Genomic DNA, 19,002 nt, shown 5'->3' on the forward strand with positions numbered 1-19,002 from the left:
GACGCCATGACCGCCGTTCCCGAATTTCCCTTCGTCGCGGTCGTCGGCCAGCCGGCGCTCAAGACCGCGCTGCTGCTCAGCGTCATCGATCCGCGCCTCGGCGGCGTGCTGATCAGCGGCCCCAAGGGCAGTGCCAAGTCGACCCTGGCCCGGGCCCTGGCGGCGATCCTGCCGTGTGATGCCGAAGGGCGGCGCCCGTCGCTGGTGCCCCTGCCGCTGGGTGCCAGCGAGGAGCGCCTGACCGGCAGCCTGGACTTGCAGCGGGTGCTCGCCGACAGCGAGGCGCGTTTCCAGGAGGGCCTGCTGGCCCGCGCCCACGGCGGCCTGTTGTACGTCGACGAGGTCAACCTGCTGCCGGATGCGCTGGTCGACCTGCTGCTCGACGTGGCCGCTAGCGGCGTCAACCGCGTCGAGCGCGACGGCTTGAGTCATGCCCACCCGGCGCGCTTCAGCCTGATCGGCACCATGAATCCCGACGAGGGCGAGCTGCGCCCGCAGCTGCTCGACCGCTTCGGCCTGTGCGTCGAACAGGCCGCGATCCCCGGCGTGGCCGAGCGCGTGGCGATCCTGCGCCAGCGCGAGGCCTTCGACCGGGATCCGTGCGCCTTCGTCGACGCCCACGAGGCCGAGCAGGCAACGCTGGCCCGAGGCCTGGCCGAGGCCCGCGAGCGGCTGGCCGAGATCGTCGCCGACGACCGGGTCTACGAGCGCATCGCCGAGCGCAGTCAGGCCGCCGGGGTCGAGGGCCTGCGCGCGGACGTCACCTGGCACCGCGCCGCCCGGGCTCATGCGGCGTGGCGGGGCGCGACACGCGTCGAGCGCCAGGACCTGGACGCCGTCGAGCCCTGGGTGCTCGCCCATCGCCGCACCGTCGTGCCCGAAACGCCCGACCGGGGCGATCCGCCCGCGTCCGGCGATGGCGGCGGCTCTAGCCGGCAGGGTTCCGGGCGCGAGCCTCAGGGCGGCGCCCCGCAGGCACCGGCCTCCGGTAGCGCGAAGGAGCCAGAGCCGCAGGGTCAGTGGGGTGCCATGCCGCCGGTGGCGCAGTCGAGCGTCGCTACGTCGATGCCGTCGCTACCCGATGGCACGGTCGCTCCCACGACGCCCAAACCGTCGCCGTCTTCCTCCGCCAGCCATCGCCCAGGCCGTCAGGCGGGTCGCCGCCGGGATCGTCGGAAGGCCGAGTCCGCCGCTCCCGCGCCGCGCCCGGACTGGTTCGCCACCCTGGTCGAGCATCGCGGCCGTCGGCCCTGGCGTCGCCTGTGCTATCGCCGTCCGCGCAGTGGCCAGCCGATGCTGCACCTGGTGCTGCTGGATACCTCCGCCTCGACCCTTGGCCGGCGCCTGCTGGGCCGGGCCAAGGGCGCGGTCGACGCGCTGGCGCGCCGGGCCTACGCCGCCCGTGAGCAGATCGCGGTGCTGGGCTTCGGCAACGACGGTATCGAGACCCTGCAGCCCCGGCGTCGCGCGCCTAAGAACCTGTTCGAGCGGCTCGACGCCGTGTCCGGTGGCGGCGGCACGCCGCTGCGCGAGGCCGTGTGCCACGCCGCGCAGCTGGTCCGCCGCTGGCGTCGCCAGGACGCCGGCCTGCACGTGCGCACCTACCTGATCACCGACGGCCGCACCCGCCAGCCGCTGAGCGGCCTGCCGCCGCTCGGCGACTGCGTGGTCGTCGATACCGAATCCGTCGCCGTGAAGCGCGGCCACGGCCGCGACATCGCCCGAGCCTTGGGCGCCGATTACCGGCCGCTGGCCGGCCTGGAGGCCGGGGCATGGGCATGAACGTCAAGAAAGCGAAGGCGATGCGCGAGCACGCCGCCGCCATCAGCTGCCCGGCGGTATTCATCGCCGCCCCGGCCTCGGGCCAGGGCAAGACCACCGTGACCTCGGCGCTGGCGCGGATGCTGTGCCGCCAAGGCAGGGTGGTGCGGGTGTTCAAGACCGGCCCGGACTACCTGGACCCGCGGGTGCTGGCCCAGGCCTCCGGCCAGCCGGTGGACCAGCTCGACCTGTGGATGGCCGGCGAGGCCTACTGCCGCCAGCGGCTGTTCGAGGCCGCCCGGGAGGCCGATCTGATCCTGGTCGAGGGCGCCATGGGGCTGTTCGACGGCGAGCCCTCTAGCGCCGATCTCGCCGCGCTGTTCGGCCTGCCGATGGTGATCGTGATGGACGTCAAGGGCATGGCCCAGACCGCAGCGGCGCTGGTGGCCGGCCTGGCCGGCTTCCGCGATGACGTGCGCATCGCCGGGCTGATCGCCAACGCTTGCGGCTCGGCCCGTCATCGCGAACTGATCGAGGGCGCGCTGCCGGCGACCGTGCCGCTGCTGGCGGCGATGCCCCGCGATCCGGCCCTGGCGCTGCCCGAGCGCCACCTGGGGCTGGTCCAGGCCGAGGAGATCCGCGACGACCTGGAGGCTCGTTTCGACGCCGGTGCCGAGGCGCTGGCCGCCGAGGGCCTGGCGGAAGCGCTGCTAACACTGCCGCCGGTGGTCTTCACCCCGACGCCCAGCGAGGCTGTCTCGCCGCCGGCCTGGCTGGCCGGCCGCACCATCGCCGTGGCGCGGGACGCCGCCTTCAGCTTCGTCTACCAGGCCAACCTGGACCTGCTCGAGCGCATGGGCGCGACGCTGCGTGTCTTTTCTCCGTTGGCCGATACGAGCCTGCCGGACTGCGACGCCCTGTGGCTGCCGGGCGGCTATCCGGAGCTGCACGTCGAAGGCCTGGCCGCCAACGCCGGGATGCGCGACGCCCTGCGCCGCGCCTTCGAGGGCGATCTGCCGATCCTCGCCGAGTGCGGCGGGCTGCTCTACTGCCTGGAGACCCTGGCCGATCAGGACGGCGAGACCCACGCCATGCTGGGGCTATTGCCCGGCGACGGCACGATGCGCGGGCGGCGCGGCTGCCAGGGCATGCAGACCGCCGACCTGCCCGAGGGGCCGGTGCGCGGCCATGCCCATCATCGCTCTCAGGCCAGCGGCACGCCGGAGCCCATCGCCTATTGCCGCCGCCAACGCCATCCCGCGCCGGGCGAGGCGATCTATCGCGCGCGAGGCCTGACGGCGTCCTACCTGCACCTGTTCTTCCCCGACAACCCCGCCGCCGTGGCCCGCCTGTTCGGCGCGGTCGCGGCCGCTGACGATTCGTCTTTTTCTTCCGACGCTCCGCCGAGCGATCTGACCCTCGATCAGCCAAAGGAATGCCACGCATGAAACTCGACAAGATTCCCGCCACGGTGGTGACCGGCTTCCTCGGCAGCGGCAAGACCACGCTGCTGGCCGGCATCCTGCGCCGCATCACCGGCAAACGTATCGCCGTGATCGTCAACGAGTTCGGCGAGCAGGACATCGACTCCAGCCTGCTGCGCGGCTGCGCCATCGGCTGTGAAGAGGAGGGCGCCCAGGCGCTCGACGAGGACGGCAGCATCTTCGAGCTGGCCAACGGCTGCATCTGCTGCACGGTGGAGGAAGAGTTCCTGCCGGTGATGAAGAAGCTGGTGGCCCGCCGCGACGACATCGACCACATCCTGATCGAGACCAGCGGCCTGGCGCTGCCCAAGCCGCTGGTGCAGGCCTTCAACTGGCCGGAGGTGCGCCAGCACTGCACCGTCGACGCCATCATTACCGTGGTCGACGGCCCGGCGGTGGCGGCCGGCCGCTATGCCAGCGACGTCGAACGGGTCGAGGCCCAGCGCCGCGCCGACGACAGCCTGGATCACGATCCCAGCCTGCGCGAGCTGCTGGACGACCAACTGAGCGCCGCCGACCTGGTGTTGGTCAGCAAGAGCGATCTGCTCGCCGAGGACGAGCGCCGTCGGGTCGAGGCGCTGGTGGCCGACAAGGCCCCCGAGTCCGTGAAGACACTCTTTATCGACCCGCGCCTGGCCGACGATCCGGCCCGCTTGGAGGCGCTGATGGGCATCGGCGCGGCGAGCGAGGAGGGCATCGACCGCATCGACAACCACCACGATCGCCATCACGCCGAGGGCGCCCACCACGATCACGCCCATGACCACTTCGACGGCGTGACGATCCGCCTGGGCGAGGTCGACGCCGAGGTGCTGGAGGCGCGCCTGGCCGCGCTGCTCAAGGAACACGAGATCTACCGCGCCAAGGGCTTCGCGGCGATCCCCGGCAAGCCCATGCGCCGGGTGATCCAGGCCGTGGGCGAGCGTCTGGACGGCTACTTCGACCGGCTGTGGGCGCAGGACGAGCCGCGCCGCACCGAGCTGGTGATCATCGGCCGTCACCTGGACCGCGAGGCCCTCGAGGCGGCGCTGGCCGGCGCCGAGCGCGCGACGCCCGCCTGATGCACCTGTTCGCCGCCAAGCCCGGAGGCTTCGTCGACGAGGAAGGTATCGTCGACCTGCAGCAGAGCCCGGCCGAGGTCGTGATTCTGTCCGCCGCCGACAGCAGCCTGTCGGCGCTGGCCCAGGCGGCCGAGCGGCTGGGCGACGCCTATCCTACGGTGCGCCTGGCCAACTGGATGAACCTGGTCAAGCCGGCCGCCTATGACCTCTACGAGGATCGGGTGCTGGAGCACGCCCGGGTGGTGATCGTCTCGCTGCTCGGCGGCAGCGCCTACTGGCAGTACGGCCATGAGCGCCTGCTGGCCTGGGCGGCGGCGGACCTGACGCGGCGGCTGATCCTGGTGCCGGGCTGCGATGCCGCGGACGACGCCCTACTGGAGGCGTCCAGCGTGGCGTTCGAATCGGCGCATCGCGTATGGCGTTACCTGCGCGAGGGCGGCGCCGACAACGCCGAGCAGCTGCTGCGCTGTGTCGGGGCCGAATGCATGGAGATGCCGCTCGACTGGCGTGAGCCGCGGGCGATTCCTCCCGCCTTGATCTATCTCTCCAAGGCGTCCGACCCCGCGCCTGCCAAGGCGCCTGGCGCCTCGCTTTCACCAGCGTCCGACCCCGCGCCTACCAAGGCACCCGTCCCCGCGCCGAGGAGTAGGCAGGACGCGACGCTGGCGGACTGGGAGGCACAGCGCGATCCAGCGCGGCCCGTCTGCTTGCTGCTGTTCTATCGCAGCCATCTGCAGGGGGCGAATACCGCGGTGCCGGACGGTCTGATCGCAGCGCTCGAGGCCGCGGGCCTGGCGCCGCTGGCGGTGGCGGTGGCCTCGTTGAAGGAAGACGCCTGCGTGGCCTTCGTGAATCACCTGCTCGAGCTCACCGGCGCTGGGCTGGTGGTCAACACCACCGGCTTCTCGGTCAACCGCGAGCCCGACGAGGGCGGTATCGACGGCGGTGCGCTCGGTGAAGGCGGGGATGACGCGCTGGACGGCATGTTCGTCGGCCGTCCGGTGGTGCTGCAGGCGATACTGGCCAGCAGTCCCGAGGACGACTGGCGCGACAAGGCCGCCGGCCTGCACAGCCGCGACGTGGCCATGCAGGTGGTGCTGCCGGAGATGGATGGGCGCGTCATCACCCGGGCGGTGGGCTTCAAGGCCGAGGCTCACTACAGCGAGCGCTGCCAGCTGTCGGTGACTCGCCATGAGCTGCATCCCGAGCGTGCCGCCTTCGTCGCCGCCCTGGCCCGGCGCTACGCGTGGCTGCGCCACACCGCCAACGCCGACAAGCGCCTGGCGCTGGTGCTGGCCAACTATCCCACGCGGGACGGCCGCATCGGCAACGGCGTCGGCCTCGACACCCCGGCCTCCACCGTCAACCTGCTGCGTGCCCTCGAGGACGCCGGCTATCCGCTGGCGGACCTGCCTGAGGACGGCAATGAGCTGATCCGCCGGTTGCAGGGCAGCGTGACCAACGACCCGCAGTCGCTCGCCTGGCGCGGCAGCTGGCAGAGCATTGGCGTCGACGATTACCTGGCCTGGTTCCGCACCCTGCCGGAGTCCCTGCAGCAGGCGGTCTGGCGGCGCTGGGGCGCCCCCGAGGACGATCCCAAGCATCGCCAGGGAAGGCTTGGGATCGCCGGCATCCGCCTCGGCGAGACCTTCGTCGGCATCCAGCCGGCTCGCGACGTTGAAGCTGGCCCGGACGCCGATCCGATTCGCAGCTACCACGACACCGAGCTGGTGCCGCCCCACAGCTACCTGGCCTTTTATCTGTGGCTGCGCGAGCACTACCGGGTGGACGCGGTGATCCACGTCGGCAAGCACGGCAACCTGGAATGGCTGCCCGGCAAGAGCACCGCGCTGTCGGCCGAGTGCTGGCCGGATGTCGCTTTGGGGCCGCTGCCGCACTTCTACCCATTCATCGTCAACGACCCGGGCGAGGGCGCCCAGGCCAAGCGCCGCAGCCAAGCGGTGATCATCGATCACCTGATGCCGCCGCTGGCCCGGGCCGAGCTCTACGGCGAGCTGGCCGAGCTCGAGTCGCTGACCGACGAGTACTATCAGGCGCTGGGCATGGACCCGCGCCGTGAGGCGCTGCTGCGCGAGCGCATCCTCGAGCACCTCAAGCGCACCGGCATCGACGCCGAGCTTGGCCAGTCGGCGGTCAACGCCGATGACGCCTGCCAGGGCGACGACGGGCGCCTGCTGAACGAGCTCGACACCTTCCTCTGCGATATCAAGGAGGCTCAGATCCGCCACGGCCTGCACGTGCTCGGCACCCTGCCGCCGGCGGAAAAGCGGGCCGCGACCCTGGTCGCCATCCTGCGGCTGCCGAGAGGCGATACGCCGACGCAGCAGGGCCTGCTGCACGCCCTGACCGATGATCTGGGGCTGCGCGAGCCGGGCGTCACGGATGAGGAGGGCGCGCGCTTCGATCCGCTGGCCGCCGGCGCCGAGCCCTGGACGGGGCCGCGACCGTCGGCCTTGAGTGACTTGGACGCGCTGAGCGAGGCGCCCTGGCGCAGCGCCGCCGACACCCGCGAGCGGCTCGAGAGGCTGGCCGAGCGGCTGGTCGAAGCGTTCGTGCTGGAAGACGGCGATCTCGAGTCGCTGGCCCGTGACTGGCCGGCTACCGCGGCGCTGTGTCGCCACGCCCGCGACGGCCTGTGGGCCGCCATGCGCCACGGCGCCGAGCGCGAGCTCGGCGCGCTGCTCGACGGCCTCGCGGGGCTTGCCGTGCCGCCGGGGCCGAGCGGGGCGCCCAGCCGCGGCCGCCTCGACGTGCTGCCCACCGGGCGCAATTTCTTCAGCGTCGACAACCGCGCCGTGCCGTCGTCCGCCGCCTGGTCGCTGGGCGAGGCCTCGGCCCAGGCCTTCGTCGAGCGCTACCTGCAGGATCACGGCGATTACCCGCGCCGGCTGGGGCTGTCGATCTGGGGCACCGCCACCATGCGCACCGGCGGCGACGACATCGCCCAGGCCCTGGCGCTGATGGGCGTGCGGCCGATCTGGTCGCTGGGCTCCCAGCGGGTGGTCGACGTGGAGGTGATTCCCAGCATGCTGCTGGGCCGGCCGCGGGTGGACGTCACCCTGCGGGTGTCCGGCTTCTTCCGCGACGCCTTCCCCCACGTCATCCGGCTCTTCGACGCCGCGGTGCGCGCGGTGGCCGACTATCACGAGCCGGGCGACGGCAACACCATCCGCGCCGCGGTCGAGGCGCGTCGCGGCGAGCTGGAGGCCTCCGGGCTTTCCCCCGAGGCCGCCGAGCAAGAGGCCGGCTACCGGGTGTTCGGCAGCCGGCCCGGCGAGTACGGCACCGGCCTGGATCGGCTGGTCGACAGCCGCGGCTGGGACGACGCCGACGAGCTGGCCGAGGCCTATCTCGCGGCCGGCGCCTACGCCTACGGCCAGTTCCCCGAGTCCGGCGCCGCCGCGCGACGGGCGTTCGCACACCGGATCGAGGGGCTTGAGGCGGTGCTGCACAACCAGGACAACCGCGAGCACGACATCCTCGACTCCAGCACCTACTACGCCTTCCAGGGTGGCATGGCCAACGCCGGCCGCGCCCTGGGAGGCGCGGCGCCGGCCGTCTACCACGCCGACCATGCCAACCCGGCGCGGCCGCGTATCCGCACCCTGCAGGAAGAGATCACGCGGGTGGTGCGCTCCCGTGTGCTCAATCCCAAGTGGATCGAGGCCATGCGCGAGCACGGCTACAAGGGTGCCTTCGAGATGGCGGCCACCGTGGACTACCTGTTCGCCTATGACGCCACCACCGACCTGGTGCCCGACCACCAGTACGCCCAGGTGAGCGATGCCCTGGTGTTCGACGAGGCCAACCAGCGCTTCCTGCGCGAGCACAACGCCGCGGCGCTGGAGGAGATGGCCGAGCGGTTGCTCGAGGCCGCCCAGCGTGGCCTGTGGCAGGACGCCGGCGAGCGCGGCGAGGCCCTGCAGGACCTGCTGCTCGAGTTCGACGAGCGACGGGAGGGCGCCTCTTGAGTGGCTTGCCACAGGTTCGCGGCTGGTGCCCCGGCGCCTGGCGGCCCATGGCCACCGGCGACGGCCTGCTGGTGCGCGTGCGCCCGCCGCTGGGCCGGCTCACCCGGGCCGGGATGCTGGCGCTGTGCGAGGCCGCCGAGACCTGGGGCAGCGGCCTGATCGAGCTGACCCGCCGCGCCAACCTGCAGCTGCGTGGCGTGAGCGAGGCCGGCTGGCCCGACCTGATGGCGTTTCTGGTCGAGCACGGCCTGGTGGCTCCGGACGCCGAGGGCGAGCGCCGCCCGGCGTTGCTGCTGGCCCCGGACTGGCGCGACGGCGATGCCACCGTCGCGGCGGCGCGCCTGCTGGAACATCGCATGGCCGACTGGCCGGATCTGCCGGGTAAGTGGGGCCTGGCACTGGATGCCGGCCCGGCGCCGATGCTGCGCGAAGTGCCCGCCGACCTGCGCCTGGAGCGCTCGCATGAGGGCGGCCTGTTGGTGCGGGCCGACGGGCGCGAGCGGGGCACGCCGGTCGCCGACGTCGAGGCCGCTGTCGCGCTGATGACGCGGCTGGCGCGCTGGTTCGTCGACGAGGGCGGCCACGCGGCCGGGCGAATGCGTCGCTTCGAGACGCCGCTACCGGCGTGGGCGCCGGCCGATACCTCGCCGGCGGAAGCGCCCGACAACGTCTCGGGCCTGACGCCGGGGCCGCATCTGCATGGCCGGGTGGTGGGGCTGCCCTTCGGTCGGGCGCCGGCCGCGACGCTGCTCTCTTTATTCTCCCCCGAGGGCATCACTGGAGTGCGCGTGACGCCCTGGCGGAGCCTGCTGCTGGAGGGCGAGCCCTCGGATAAGGGCGAGGCCACGCTGGATGACGGGTTGATCCATGATCCACGCGATCCGCGCCTGACCATGGACGCCTGCCCCGGGGCGCCGTTCTGTGCCCAGGCCAGCGTGGCGACGCAGGCGCTGGCCGAGCGGTTGAGAGAGCAGCTGGCCGCGCGCCGGGGTGAGAGCGCCGGCCGCCTGCATCTTTCCGGCTGCGCCAAGGGCTGCGCCCGCAGCCGACCGGCCGAGGCCTGCCTGACGGGGCGCGATGGCCGCTATGACCTGATCCTGGGCGGACGCGCCGACGACACGCCGGTCGCGACCGGTCTCAGCGAAGCCGAGGCACTGTCGGCGCTAGAGGAGAAGAAATAGGGATGCCCCACGTCTATGAAACCGACGGACCGGCGATCTACCGGGAGTCATTTGCCATCATACGGCGCGAGGCCGAGCTTTCACGCTTCTCGCCCGAGGAGGAGCCCGTCGCCGTGCGCATGATCCATGCCGCCGGCCTGGTGGCGCTGGCACCCCATGTCCACTTCCGCGACGCCGCCGTGGCCCGCGCCCGGGCGGCGCTGGAGGCCGGCGCGCCGATCCTGTGCGACGCGCGCATGGTCGCCGAGGGCATTACTCGCCAGCGCCTGCCGGCGGACAACGCCGTGATCTGTACCCTGCAAGACGAGCGGGTGCCGGGCCTGGCCCGTGAGATGGCCAACACTCGCTCGGCGGCGGCGCTGGAACTGTGGCGGCCCCAGTTGGAAGGCGCGGTGGTGGCGATCGGCAACGCGCCGACCGCGCTGTTCCACCTGCTCAACATGCTCGAGGACCCGGACTGCCCGCGCCCGGCGGCGATCGTCGGGTGTCCGGTGGGCTTCGTCGGCGCGGCGGAATCCAAGCAGGCGCTGTGGGAGAGCGGTGCTGTGCCCTGTGCCATCGTCGAGGGCCGGCTCGGCGGCAGTGCGGTGACGGTGGCCGCCATCAACGCCATGGCGGATCGCCGCGAATGACGATGCCCGAGTCTCTCTCCTGCACGGTCTCCAACACCAACTCCGGCACGATTCACGGCGTCGGCCTGGGCCCCGGCAGCCAGGACCTGATGAGCGTGCGCGCCGACCGGCTGATCCGCGGCGCCAGCCACGTGGCCTACTTCCGCAAGAAGGGCCGCACCGGCCACGCTCGAACCATCGTCGAGGGCATGCTGGCGCCCGGCGTCGCGGAGCTTGCCATGGAGTATCCGGTCACCACCGAGATCCCCTTCGACGATCCGCGCTACAAGACATGTCTTGCGGACTTCTACGAGCGCCAGGTGGCAAAGCTCGCCGAGATCGCCGGGGCGGGCCATGACGTGGCGGTGCTCTGCGAGGGCGACCCCTTCTTCTACGGCTCGTTTATGCACCTTTATACCCGTTTGCAGGGCAGGGTAGCCGTGGAAGTGGTCCCCGGCATCACCGGCATGTCCGCCGCCTGGACGGCCACGGGCCGGCCCATCACCTGGGGCGACGACGTGTTGACCGTGCTGACTGCGACCCAGCCCGAGGATCGGCTGGCCGAGCGCATCGCGCGCACCGATGCCCTGGTGGTGATGAAGATCGGCCGCCACCTCGACAAACTGCGCCGTGCGCTGGCAAGCGCCGGCCGCGAGGACGAGGCCTGGCTGATCGAGTACGCCTCCATGGGCCGTCAGCGGGTGGTGCCGCTGGCCGAGGTCGGTGAGCAGGTGCCCTATTTCTCGATCCTGGTGATTCATGGCAACGGGAGGCGGCCATGAGCGAAGAAAACGCCGAATCACGGCCTGGCGAGCTAGCGACAGACAAGGCGGCAACGTCTGAGACGGTGCCGTTTAGAGGGGTTAAATGAGCATTTCGGAGACGATGCCAACGCCGGATGGCCGACGCGCAGCCGGCCGTGAAGGCTGGGTGAAGATTATCGGTCTCGGCCCCGGCAGCGAGGCGCTGATCACCCCCGAGGCCTCGAGCGTGCTGAGGGAGGCCACCGACGTGGTGGGCTATGTGCCCTACGTCGAACGCGTCGCGCCGCGGCCGGGGCTGACCCGCCACGGCTCGGACAACCGCGAGGAGATCCGTCGCGCCGAGCAGGCCCTCGAGATGGCCGCCGCGGGCCGCCGGGTGGCGGTCGTGTCCTCGGGCGACCCCGGCGTTTTCGCCATGGGCGCGGCGGTGTTCGAGGCGCTGGAGACGGGCCAGCCTGACTGGCAAACGCTGGATATCCAGGTGCTGCCGGGAATTTCGGCGATGCTCGCCGCCAGTGCGCGGCTCGGCGCGCCGCTGGGACACGACTTCTGCTGTATCAACCTCTCCGACAATCTCAAGCCCTGGGCGCTGATCGAGAAGCGCCTGCGGCTGGGCGCCGAGGCCGACTTCGCCATGGCCTTCTACAACCCGCGCTCCCGCTCGCGGCCGGAGGGCTTCGCCCGCGCCCTGGATGTGCTTCGCGAGGCCTGCGGCCTTGATCGCCCGATCATGTTCGCCCGCGCGGTTTCCACGCCGGAGGAGTGCCTGCGCGTCGTTACCCTCGGCGAGGCGACCCCTGGGATGGCCGACATGCGCACCCTGGTGATGGTGGGCTCGAGCCTGACGCGGCGCATTCCGTCAGCAAGAAACGAGGCGGGCGAGTGGGTCTATACGCCGCGCTCGGTCGTATGACCCAGCCAGTTCAGCACCGCATCGGAGTCGTGGGCTTCGCGGCGCGGCGGCAAGGCCGGGCGGTCGATCATCACTACCGGCAGCCGAAGCGTGCGGGCGGCCTCGAGCTTGGCTGCCGCCCCCGCGCCGCCGGCGTTCTTGCACACCAGGCGATCGACGCCGTGCTCGCGCAGCAGGGCCAGGTCGCCTTCTCGGGTGAAGGGGCCGCGGTCGACGGTCAGGGTATGGCGCGGCAGCGGCGGCGCCTCTTCCGGCAGATCGACCAGCCGCAGCACGTAGTGGTGCTCGGGACGGGCGGCGAAGGCCGCCAGGTGCATGCGGCCGATCGCCAGCAGCACCCGCTCGGGTGGCCCGGCGAGCGCCGCCACCGCCGCCTCGATGCTGGCGACGCGTTGCCAGCGGTCACCTTCCTGCGGCTCCCACGGCGGTCGGGTCAGGGCGATCAGCGCGGTGTCCGCTCGCGCGGCCGCGGCCACGGCGTGGCGGCTCATCTGCTCGGCGAAGGGATGGGTGGCATCGACCAGGTGGGTGATGCGCTCCGCGGCGAGGAAGGCGGCCAGTCCGTCCACGCCGCCGAAGCCGCCGACCCGGGTCGACAGCGGCTGGGGCTTCGGCGCGGCAGTGCGGCCGGCGTAGCTGAACAGCGCGGGGATCTCGCGCTCGGCCAGCGCGCGGGCCAGGGCGCCGGCCTCGCTGGTGCCGCCGAGAATCAGGACTTTCATGGACGCTTCTCGAGTTGCTTCCACTTTCCAACACAAGGCGTCATGAGCGCGGGGACAGCTCATCGCCATTCGGCAGGGCACGAACGATGACCGACGCGGACGACGCTCCCTGGCTGACGGTGGTGGGCTGGGGCGAGAGTGGCACGGCCGGGCTCACGCCGGCAAGCCGCGAGGTGTTGGAGGTCGCCGAGGTGGTGTTCGGCGCCCGGCGCCATCTACGCCTGCTGCCGTCGCTTTCCGCCGAGGTGCGCGAGTGGCCGGTGCCTTTCGCCGACGGCATCCCCGAACTGTTGGCCGAGCGTGGCCGGCGTACGGTGATGCTGGCCTCCGGCGACCCCTTCTGGTTCGGCGCCGGTACCACCCTGGCACGTCACCTGGCGCCCCATGAATGGCGCTCGCTGCCGTCGCCCTCGACCTTCAGCCTGGCGGCCTCACGGCTCGGCTGGTCGCTGGAGAGGGTGACCTGCTTAGGCCTGCACGCCCGGCCGCTGACGCGCCTGCGCCCGCACCTACATCGTGGCCGCCGGCTGCTGGTGCTGCTACGCGACGGCGCGGCGGTGGCGGCGCTCGCCGAGTGGCTCGGAAGCGTCGGATTCGGTGCCAGCCGGCTCCATGTGCTGGAGGCGCTGGGAGGAGAGGAGGGGCGCGTGCGCCGCGTGCGCGCCGACGCCGCGCTGCCCGATGACATCGCTCATCCGGTGGCGGTGGGGCTCGAGGTCGACGGCGACGGGCCGGCGCTGCCGCTGACGCCCGGGCGGCCGGATGGCTGGTTCGATCACGACGGCCAGATCACCAAGCAGGCGGTGCGCGCCGCCACGCTCGCCGCCCTGGCCCCGATACCGGGCGAGCGGCTGTGGGACATCGGCACCGGCTCCGGTTCGGTGGCCATCGAGTGGCTGCTGGCCCACCCGGACAACCGCGCCCTGGGCCTCGAGCGCGATGCCGAGCGGGCCGAGCGCGCCCGTTTCAATGCCCGCGAGCTCGGCGTCGACTGGCTCGAGGTGATCGAGGGCGACGCCGCGGCACTGCTGATGGATGAACTTGCGGACACGCCGTCGCCGGATGCGGTCTTCATCGGCGGAGGGCTCAGCGAGGCGCTGCTGGACGCGCTGTGGGCGCGAGTGCCGGCAGGCACGCGGCTGGTGGCCAATGCGGTGACGCTCGAGTCCGAGGCGCTGCTGGCCCACCGCCAGCGCGAACTCGGCGGCGAGCTGGTGCGCCTGGAGCTGTCGTCGGCCATGGCCCTCGGCAGCCGTCGCGGCTGGAAGGCCGCCTATCCCATCGTGCAGTGGCGGGTCACGAGATGAGGGTGGCGGGCTTCGGTTTTCGTCGCTCGGCCACGCTCGCTTCGCTGGCCGAGGCGCTGGAGCGGCTCGAGGCGCGTTACGGCTCGGCCGATCGGCTGGCGGCGGCCGAGAGCATGCGGCCAACCGTTCAGGCTCTGGGCGAGGCGCGGGGCCTCGCGACCCTCGCCGTGCCAGATGAAGCGCTGGCCACGGTCGAGACGCTGACTCACTCCCCACGCAGCCGGCAGGCCCGCGGCACCGGCAGCGTCGCCGAGGCCGTGGCGCGACTGGCGGCGGGCCCGAGCGGCGAGCTTCTCGGCCCGCGGCTGATTTCCTTGGATCGATGCGCGACCGCGGCGATGGCTCGCGTGGCGCCGCGCGACACTCCGGCAGGAGACACGACATGACCGTTCACTTCATCGGCGCCGGCCCCGGCGCGCCGGACCTGCTGACCCTGCGCGGGCGCGACCTGATCGCCGCCTGTCCGGTGTGCCTCTATGCCGGCTCGCTGGTGCCCGAGGCGATCCTCGACCATTGCCCGGCGGACGCACGGATCATCAATACCGCGCCGCTGTCCCTCGACGAGATCATCGACGAGATCGCCAGGGCCCACGCCGCCGGCCAGGACGTGGTACGGCTGCACTCCGGCGACCTGTCGGTATGGTCGGCCATGGGCGAGCAGCTGCGCCGGCTGCGCGCGCTGGGCATCCCCTACGCCATCATCCCTGGGGTGCCGGCCTTCGCCGCGGCGGCCGCCACCCTCGGCCAGGAGCTGACGCTGCCGGGCGTGGCGCAGTCGGTGGTGTTGACCCGTACGCCGGGCCGCGCCAGCGCCATGCCGGACGGCGAGACCCTGGCCAACTTTGCTCGCACGGGGGCGACGCTCGCGATCCATCTGTCCATCCACAACCTGGAGTACGTGGTGGCAGAGCTCGCGCCTTGCTATGGCGACGACTGCCCGGTGGCCATCGTGTGGCGGGCGAGTTGGCCCGACCAGAAGGTGATTCGTGCGCGGCTCGATACGATCGTCGCGCGGCTCGACCCGGCCATGAACCGCACCGCGCTGATCCTGGTCGGCCCGGCGCTGGGCAGCGCCGACTTCGACGACAGCTGCCTCTACGCCATCGGCTACGACCGTCGCTTCCGGCCGCAGTCGGCGGACTCGCCCTTCGCCGAGGGTGATGGTTTGGCGGACGAGGGTGGCACATGATCCAGCTGTCGTTGATCGGCATCGGTACCGGAAACCCCGACCACATCACCCTGGCCGGCGTGCGCGCGCTGCGCGAGGCCGAGCTGATTCTGCTGCCGCGCAAGGGTGAGGCCCGCTCGGATCTCGTCGATTTGCGCCGGCTGCTGTGTCACAGCCTGCTCGACGAGGCCGCCCACTCGCGGGTGGTGGAGTTCGACCTGCCACGCCGCGACGGCCGTGACGACTATCTGGGCGCGGTGGATGACTGGCATGCGGCCATCGCCGTGACCTGGCGCGAGCAGATGACGCAGCGCCTGCCAGAAGGCGGGCGGGTCGCGATGCTGATCTGGGGCGACCCCTCGCTCTACGACAGCAGTCTGCGCATCGCCGCGCGCCTGACGGGGGTAGGGAGTGAGAACGCAGGTGGCCTGGCGCTCGAGGTGGGCGTGGTGCCGGGCATCACCAGCCTGCAGGCGCTGACCGCCGAGCATCGCATTCCCCTGAACGCCCTGGCCGAGCCGGTGCAGATCACCACCGGACGGCGCCTGCGCGAGCGTGGCTGGCCCGGCGACGTCGCCAGCGTGGCGGTGATGCTGGACGCCGGCGGCGCCTTCCAGGCGCTGGCCCCGGAGGGCCTGCATATCTGGTGGGGCGCCTATCTCGGCATGGACAAGCAGTGCCTGATCGCCGGCCCGCTGGCCGAGGTCGGCCCGGCCATCGTTGAGCGCCGCGCCGCGCTGCGCGAGCGCCACGGCTGGATCATGGACGTCTATCTGCTGGCGCGGACGCCGCTGCTGCCGGGTGCTGAGGTACTACGCTAATTCCCCTGATCGAGGAGAACTCAATGAAGCACGTCGACCCCGAGCGCCATGCGGCGCGCATGGCCCACAAGCAGAAGATCATGAACGAGCGGATTGCCGCCGCCGACAAGGAGCAGGGTGTGCTGCTGGTGCTCACCGGCCCCGGCAAGGGCAAGAGCAGCTCCGGCTTCGGCATGGTCGCCCGGGCACTCGGCCACGGCATGAAGGTCGGCGTGGTGCAGTTCATCAAGGGCAAGTTCCAGACCGGCGAGGAGGCCTTCTATCGCAACCTGCCGGGCGTGGACTACCACGTCATGGGCGAGGGCTACACCTGGGATACCCAGGATCGCGAGCGCGACGTGCGCGCCGCCGAGGCGGCCTGGGCCGAGGCCAGCCGCATGCTCGCCGATCCGGACTACGCCCTGGTGCTGTTCGACGAGCTCAATATCGCCCTGCGCCACGGCTATCTGGAACTCGACCGGGTGCTCGACGACCTCCAGGGCCGTCCGGCCATGCAGCACGCGGTGGTTACCGGTCGCCACGCCCCCGAGGCGCTGATCGAGCTGGCCGACACCGTGACCGAGATGAAGGTGGTCAAGCACGCCTTCAAGGATCAGGGGATCAAGGCCCAGAAAGGCATCGAACTGTAGTCGCCCCGGTTGTGAAGTCGCCGGATGAGCGCCGAGGACGAGCCGAAGCGAGGGTCTTTTGCCATGGGTGAGGCGATCCTCGCCGAACGGGTTGGCGAAGGATGGCCAACACCGGTCCTGCAAGCGGAGCAGGATGCGAGAGCGCCACAGGGCAAAAGTAGCGCCCAGGGATGGGTTCACAGCGCCCACGCGGAGGGTTGGCGCCGGGTAACCTCATCCTCCCCCCGGGGCAGCGTTATCCCACCACCAAGTTTTCCAGGAGACCGCCGTATGGCAGACCCGACCGGGCGACCCGATCATGCCTTCCCCGAAGCGCAGCGCGAGGGCCTCTACCGGGCCATCTTCGAGCGTCGCGACGTGCGCGCTCGGTTCCGCCCGGACCCGATTCCGCCCGAGGTGCTGGCGCGCCTGCTCGAGGCCGCCCATCACGCGCCCTCGGTGGGCTTCATGCAACCCTGGGACTTCCTGCTCATCGACGATCGCGCGGTGCGCGAGCAAGTGCACGCCATCTTCGAGCGCGAGAATACCAAGGCGGCCGAGGCCCACCGCGGCGAGCGTGGCGAGTTGTATCGCCGCCTCAAGCTGGAGGGCATCCGCGAGAGCCCACTCAATTTGTGCATCAGCTGCGATCGGCGCCGTGGCGGAGAGCACGTGCTGGGCCGCCAGAGCATCGTCGAGATGGACCTGTTCAGCACCTGCCTGGCGGTGCAGAACCTGTGGCTGGCGGCTCGCGCCGAGGGCATCGGCGTGGGCTGGGTCAGCATCCTCGACCAGGATGAGCTGGCCGAGGTGCTGGGCCTGCCGGATCACGTCTATCCGCTTGCCTACCTGTGCCTGGGCTACGTCGAGGCGTTCCACGACCAGCCGGAGCTGGCCCGCGCCGGCTGGCGCCAGCGACTGCCATTGGCCGAGCGGGTGCACGGCAACGGCTGGGGCGAGGCGGCGGATGCGCCGGCGCTGTTCGAGGCGCTCGCGGCCCGGGAGGGCGAGCGATGAAGGCGCTGATGATCCAGGGCACCACCTCGGATGCCGGCAAGAGCACGCTGGTGGCGGGGCTGTGTCGATTGCTCGCCCGGCGCGGCGTGGCGGTGGCGCCCTTCAAGCCCCAGAACATGGCCCTGAACAGCGCGGTGACGCCGGAAGGGGGCGAGATCGGGCGCTCTACGGCCTTGCAGGCGCTCGCCTGTGGCCTGGCGCCCCATGCCGACATGAATCCAGTGCTGCTCAAGCCCGAGACCGATCGGGGCGCCCAGGTGATCCTCGAGGGGCGAGTCCATGGCCATATGCAGGCGCTGGACTACCATGCCTTCAAGCGCCAGGCCCGGGAGACCGTGCTATCGGCCTGGGAACGGCTGACGAGCCGCCATGAGCTGGTCATCGCCGAGGGCGCCGGCAGCCCCGCCGAGGTCAACCTGCGGCACAACGATATCGCCAACATGGGCTTCGCCGAGGCCGTGGACTGCCCGGTTTGGCTGGTCGCCGACATCGACCGTGGCGGGGTCTTCGCTCAGCTGGTGGGCACCCTTGAGCTGCTCAGCGAAAGCGAGCGAGCCCGCGTCACCGGGCTGGTGATCAATCGCTTCCGCGGTGATCTCGCGCTGCTCGAACCGGGCCTCGAGTGGCTCACCGAGCACACCGGCAAGCCGGTGCTGGGCGTGCTGCCGTATCTTCAGGGGCTGTTGCTGGACGCCGAGGACGGCCTGGGCATGACCGGCAGCGCCGTCGAGGCGCCTGGGCTTCGGGTGGTGGTGCCGGCGCTGCCGCGGATCAGCAATCACACCGATCTCGATGCCCTGCGCCTGCATCCACGGGTCGAGCTGAGCGTGGTGGGTCCGGGGCGCGCCATCCCGCCCGCCGATGTAATCCTGCTGCCCGGCAGCAAGAGCACCGCCGCCGACCTGGCCTGGTTGCGCCACGAGGGCTGGGAGCCGGTCATTCGCCGTCACCTGCGCTATGGCGGCCGGGTGCTCGGTATCTGCGGCGGCTTCCAGATGCTCGGCGATTCGATCGACGACCCGCAGGGCCTCGAGGGCGAGGCGGGCAGCGTGCCGGGGCTAGGGCTGCTGTCGATGCGCACGCACATGGTGGCCGGCAAGCGGCTTCGCAACGTACGAGGAACACTCGCCGGCGAGCCGGTGGTGGTCAGCGGCTACGAGATCCACAACGGTGTCAGCGAGGGTGCGGCGCTCGCTCGGCCGCTGCTCGACCTCGATGGTCGCCCGGACGGCGCGGTGAGCGAGGACGGTCAGGTGATGGGCACCTACCTGCACGGCCTGTTCGACGAGGCGCCGGCGGCCGAGGCGTTGCTGGCACGGCTGGGGTTGGAGGCGTCGACTCCTGGCAGCCAAGGGGCGGCCGTGGAACTGGCCGAGCATCGCGAGCGACAGCTCGATCGGCTGGCCGATGCCCTGGAGGCGAGCCTCGACCCCGGTGCCCTCGAGGCGCTGATCGGCGGCTGAGCGAAGACGCCTCCCAGCAGGGTAACAAGATGCCGGGGGCAAGCCGCAGCGAGGGTCCTACGCCAAGGGGGTGGCGCATTGTTTCGAACGGGCTGGCCAAGGTTGGCCTACACCGGTCTTGCAAGCAGG

At 71.5% G+C, this 19,002-nt stretch carries 16 protein-coding genes; 15 read left to right on the plus strand and 1 reads right to left on the minus strand.

All coding sequences use genetic code 11. The features are described 5' to 3' along the window. Positions 1–6 precede the first annotated feature (6 nt). The 8 genes from ETC07_RS13035 to cobJ all read left to right on the plus strand — a co-directional run bounded on the left by ETC07_RS13035 (position 7) and on the right by cobJ (position 11,767). Entirely contained in the window at positions 7–1,782 is a 1,776-nt protein-coding gene (locus ETC07_RS13035) for an AAA family ATPase (RefSeq protein ID WP_136248954.1), read from the plus strand. Then, the gene (locus ETC07_RS13040) at positions 1,779–3,209 is read left to right on the plus strand and encodes a cobyrinic acid a,c-diamide synthase CobB (RefSeq protein ID WP_136248955.1); all 1,431 of its coding nucleotides are present in this window, start codon (positions 1,779–1,781) and stop codon (positions 3,207–3,209) included. Before ETC07_RS13035 ends, ETC07_RS13040 begins: the two co-directional genes overlap by 4 nt. Next, positions 3,206–4,306, plus strand: coding sequence for a cobalamin biosynthesis protein CobW (gene cobW, locus ETC07_RS13045; RefSeq protein WP_136248956.1), 1,101 nt, complete (start codon positions 3,206–3,208; stop codon positions 4,304–4,306). The genes ETC07_RS13040 and cobW overlap by 4 nt, the downstream gene beginning before the upstream one ends. Continuing rightward, positions 4,306–8,298 (plus strand): cobaltochelatase subunit CobN, encoded by a 3,993-nt coding sequence (gene cobN, locus ETC07_RS13050; RefSeq protein ID WP_136248957.1) that lies wholly within the window; start codon positions 4,306–4,308, stop codon positions 8,296–8,298. The genes cobW and cobN overlap by 1 nt, the downstream gene beginning before the upstream one ends. Further along, the gene (locus ETC07_RS13055) at positions 8,295–9,479 is read left to right on the plus strand and encodes a ferredoxin-like domain-containing protein (protein ID WP_240724653.1); all 1,185 of its coding nucleotides are present in this window, start codon (positions 8,295–8,297) and stop codon (positions 9,477–9,479) included. Before cobN ends, ETC07_RS13055 begins: the two co-directional genes overlap by 4 nt. A gap of 2 nt (positions 9,480–9,481) precedes the next feature. Beyond that, a complete protein-coding gene (locus tag ETC07_RS13060) occupies positions 9,482–10,111 on the plus strand; it encodes a precorrin-8X methylmutase (RefSeq protein WP_136248958.1) in 630 nt (209 codons plus the stop codon). Next, positions 10,108–10,872, plus strand: coding sequence for a precorrin-2 C(20)-methyltransferase (locus tag ETC07_RS13065; RefSeq protein ID WP_205742552.1), 765 nt, complete (start codon positions 10,108–10,110; stop codon positions 10,870–10,872). The genes ETC07_RS13060 and ETC07_RS13065 overlap by 4 nt, the downstream gene beginning before the upstream one ends. Before the next feature lie 103 nt (positions 10,873–10,975). Next, a complete protein-coding gene (gene cobJ / locus ETC07_RS13070) occupies positions 10,976–11,767 on the plus strand; it encodes a precorrin-3B C(17)-methyltransferase (protein WP_136248986.1) in 792 nt (263 codons plus the stop codon). Here the strand turns inward: cobJ and ETC07_RS13075 are convergent. Next, positions 11,743–12,489, minus strand: a complete 747-nt coding sequence (locus tag ETC07_RS13075; RefSeq protein ID WP_136248960.1) for a cobalt-precorrin-6A reductase — start codon at positions 12,487–12,489, stop codon at positions 11,743–11,745. The two genes, cobJ and ETC07_RS13075, sit on opposite strands and share 25 nt — an antisense overlap. A gap of 86 nt (positions 12,490–12,575) precedes the next feature. On the opposite strand from ETC07_RS13075, the gene cbiE reads away from it, so the two are divergent. The 7 genes from cbiE (at position 12,576) to ETC07_RS13110 (ending at position 18,873) form a co-directional block, all read left to right on the plus strand. Continuing rightward, on the plus strand, positions 12,576–13,796 hold the full coding sequence (gene cbiE / locus ETC07_RS13080) for a precorrin-6y C5,15-methyltransferase (decarboxylating) subunit CbiE (RefSeq protein ID WP_136248961.1): 1,221 nt from the start codon (positions 12,576–12,578) through the stop codon (positions 13,794–13,796). After that, positions 13,793–14,182: a cobalamin biosynthesis protein gene (locus tag ETC07_RS13085; RefSeq protein ID WP_136248962.1), complete on the plus strand. Its 390-nt coding sequence runs from the start codon at positions 13,793–13,795 to the stop codon at positions 14,180–14,182. The genes cbiE and ETC07_RS13085 overlap by 4 nt, the downstream gene beginning before the upstream one ends. Further along, positions 14,179–14,985, plus strand: coding sequence for a precorrin-4 C(11)-methyltransferase (cobM, locus tag ETC07_RS13090; RefSeq protein WP_136248963.1), 807 nt, complete (start codon positions 14,179–14,181; stop codon positions 14,983–14,985). The genes ETC07_RS13085 and cobM overlap by 4 nt, the downstream gene beginning before the upstream one ends. Continuing rightward, a complete protein-coding gene (gene cobF, locus ETC07_RS13095) occupies positions 14,982–15,785 on the plus strand; it encodes a precorrin-6A synthase (deacetylating) (RefSeq protein ID WP_136248964.1) in 804 nt (267 codons plus the stop codon). The genes cobM and cobF overlap by 4 nt, the downstream gene beginning before the upstream one ends. 23 nt (positions 15,786–15,808) lie before the next feature. Continuing rightward, positions 15,809–16,414 (plus strand): cob(I)yrinic acid a,c-diamide adenosyltransferase, encoded by a 606-nt coding sequence (cobO, locus tag ETC07_RS13100; RefSeq protein ID WP_136248965.1) that lies wholly within the window; start codon positions 15,809–15,811, stop codon positions 16,412–16,414. A 270-nt stretch (positions 16,415–16,684) separates the two neighbouring features. Next, positions 16,685–17,410 (plus strand): 5,6-dimethylbenzimidazole synthase, encoded by a 726-nt coding sequence (gene bluB / locus ETC07_RS13105; RefSeq protein ID WP_136248966.1) that lies wholly within the window; start codon positions 16,685–16,687, stop codon positions 17,408–17,410. Next, positions 17,407–18,873, plus strand: coding sequence for a cobyric acid synthase (locus ETC07_RS13110; protein ID WP_136248967.1), 1,467 nt, complete (start codon positions 17,407–17,409; stop codon positions 18,871–18,873). Before bluB ends, ETC07_RS13110 begins: the two co-directional genes overlap by 4 nt. The last annotated feature ends 129 nt before the right edge of the window (positions 18,874–19,002 follow it).

It is taken from the genome of Halomonas borealis (genome assembly GCF_004798905.1).
Lineage (GTDB): Bacteria > Pseudomonadota > Gammaproteobacteria > Pseudomonadales > Halomonadaceae > Halomonas > Halomonas borealis.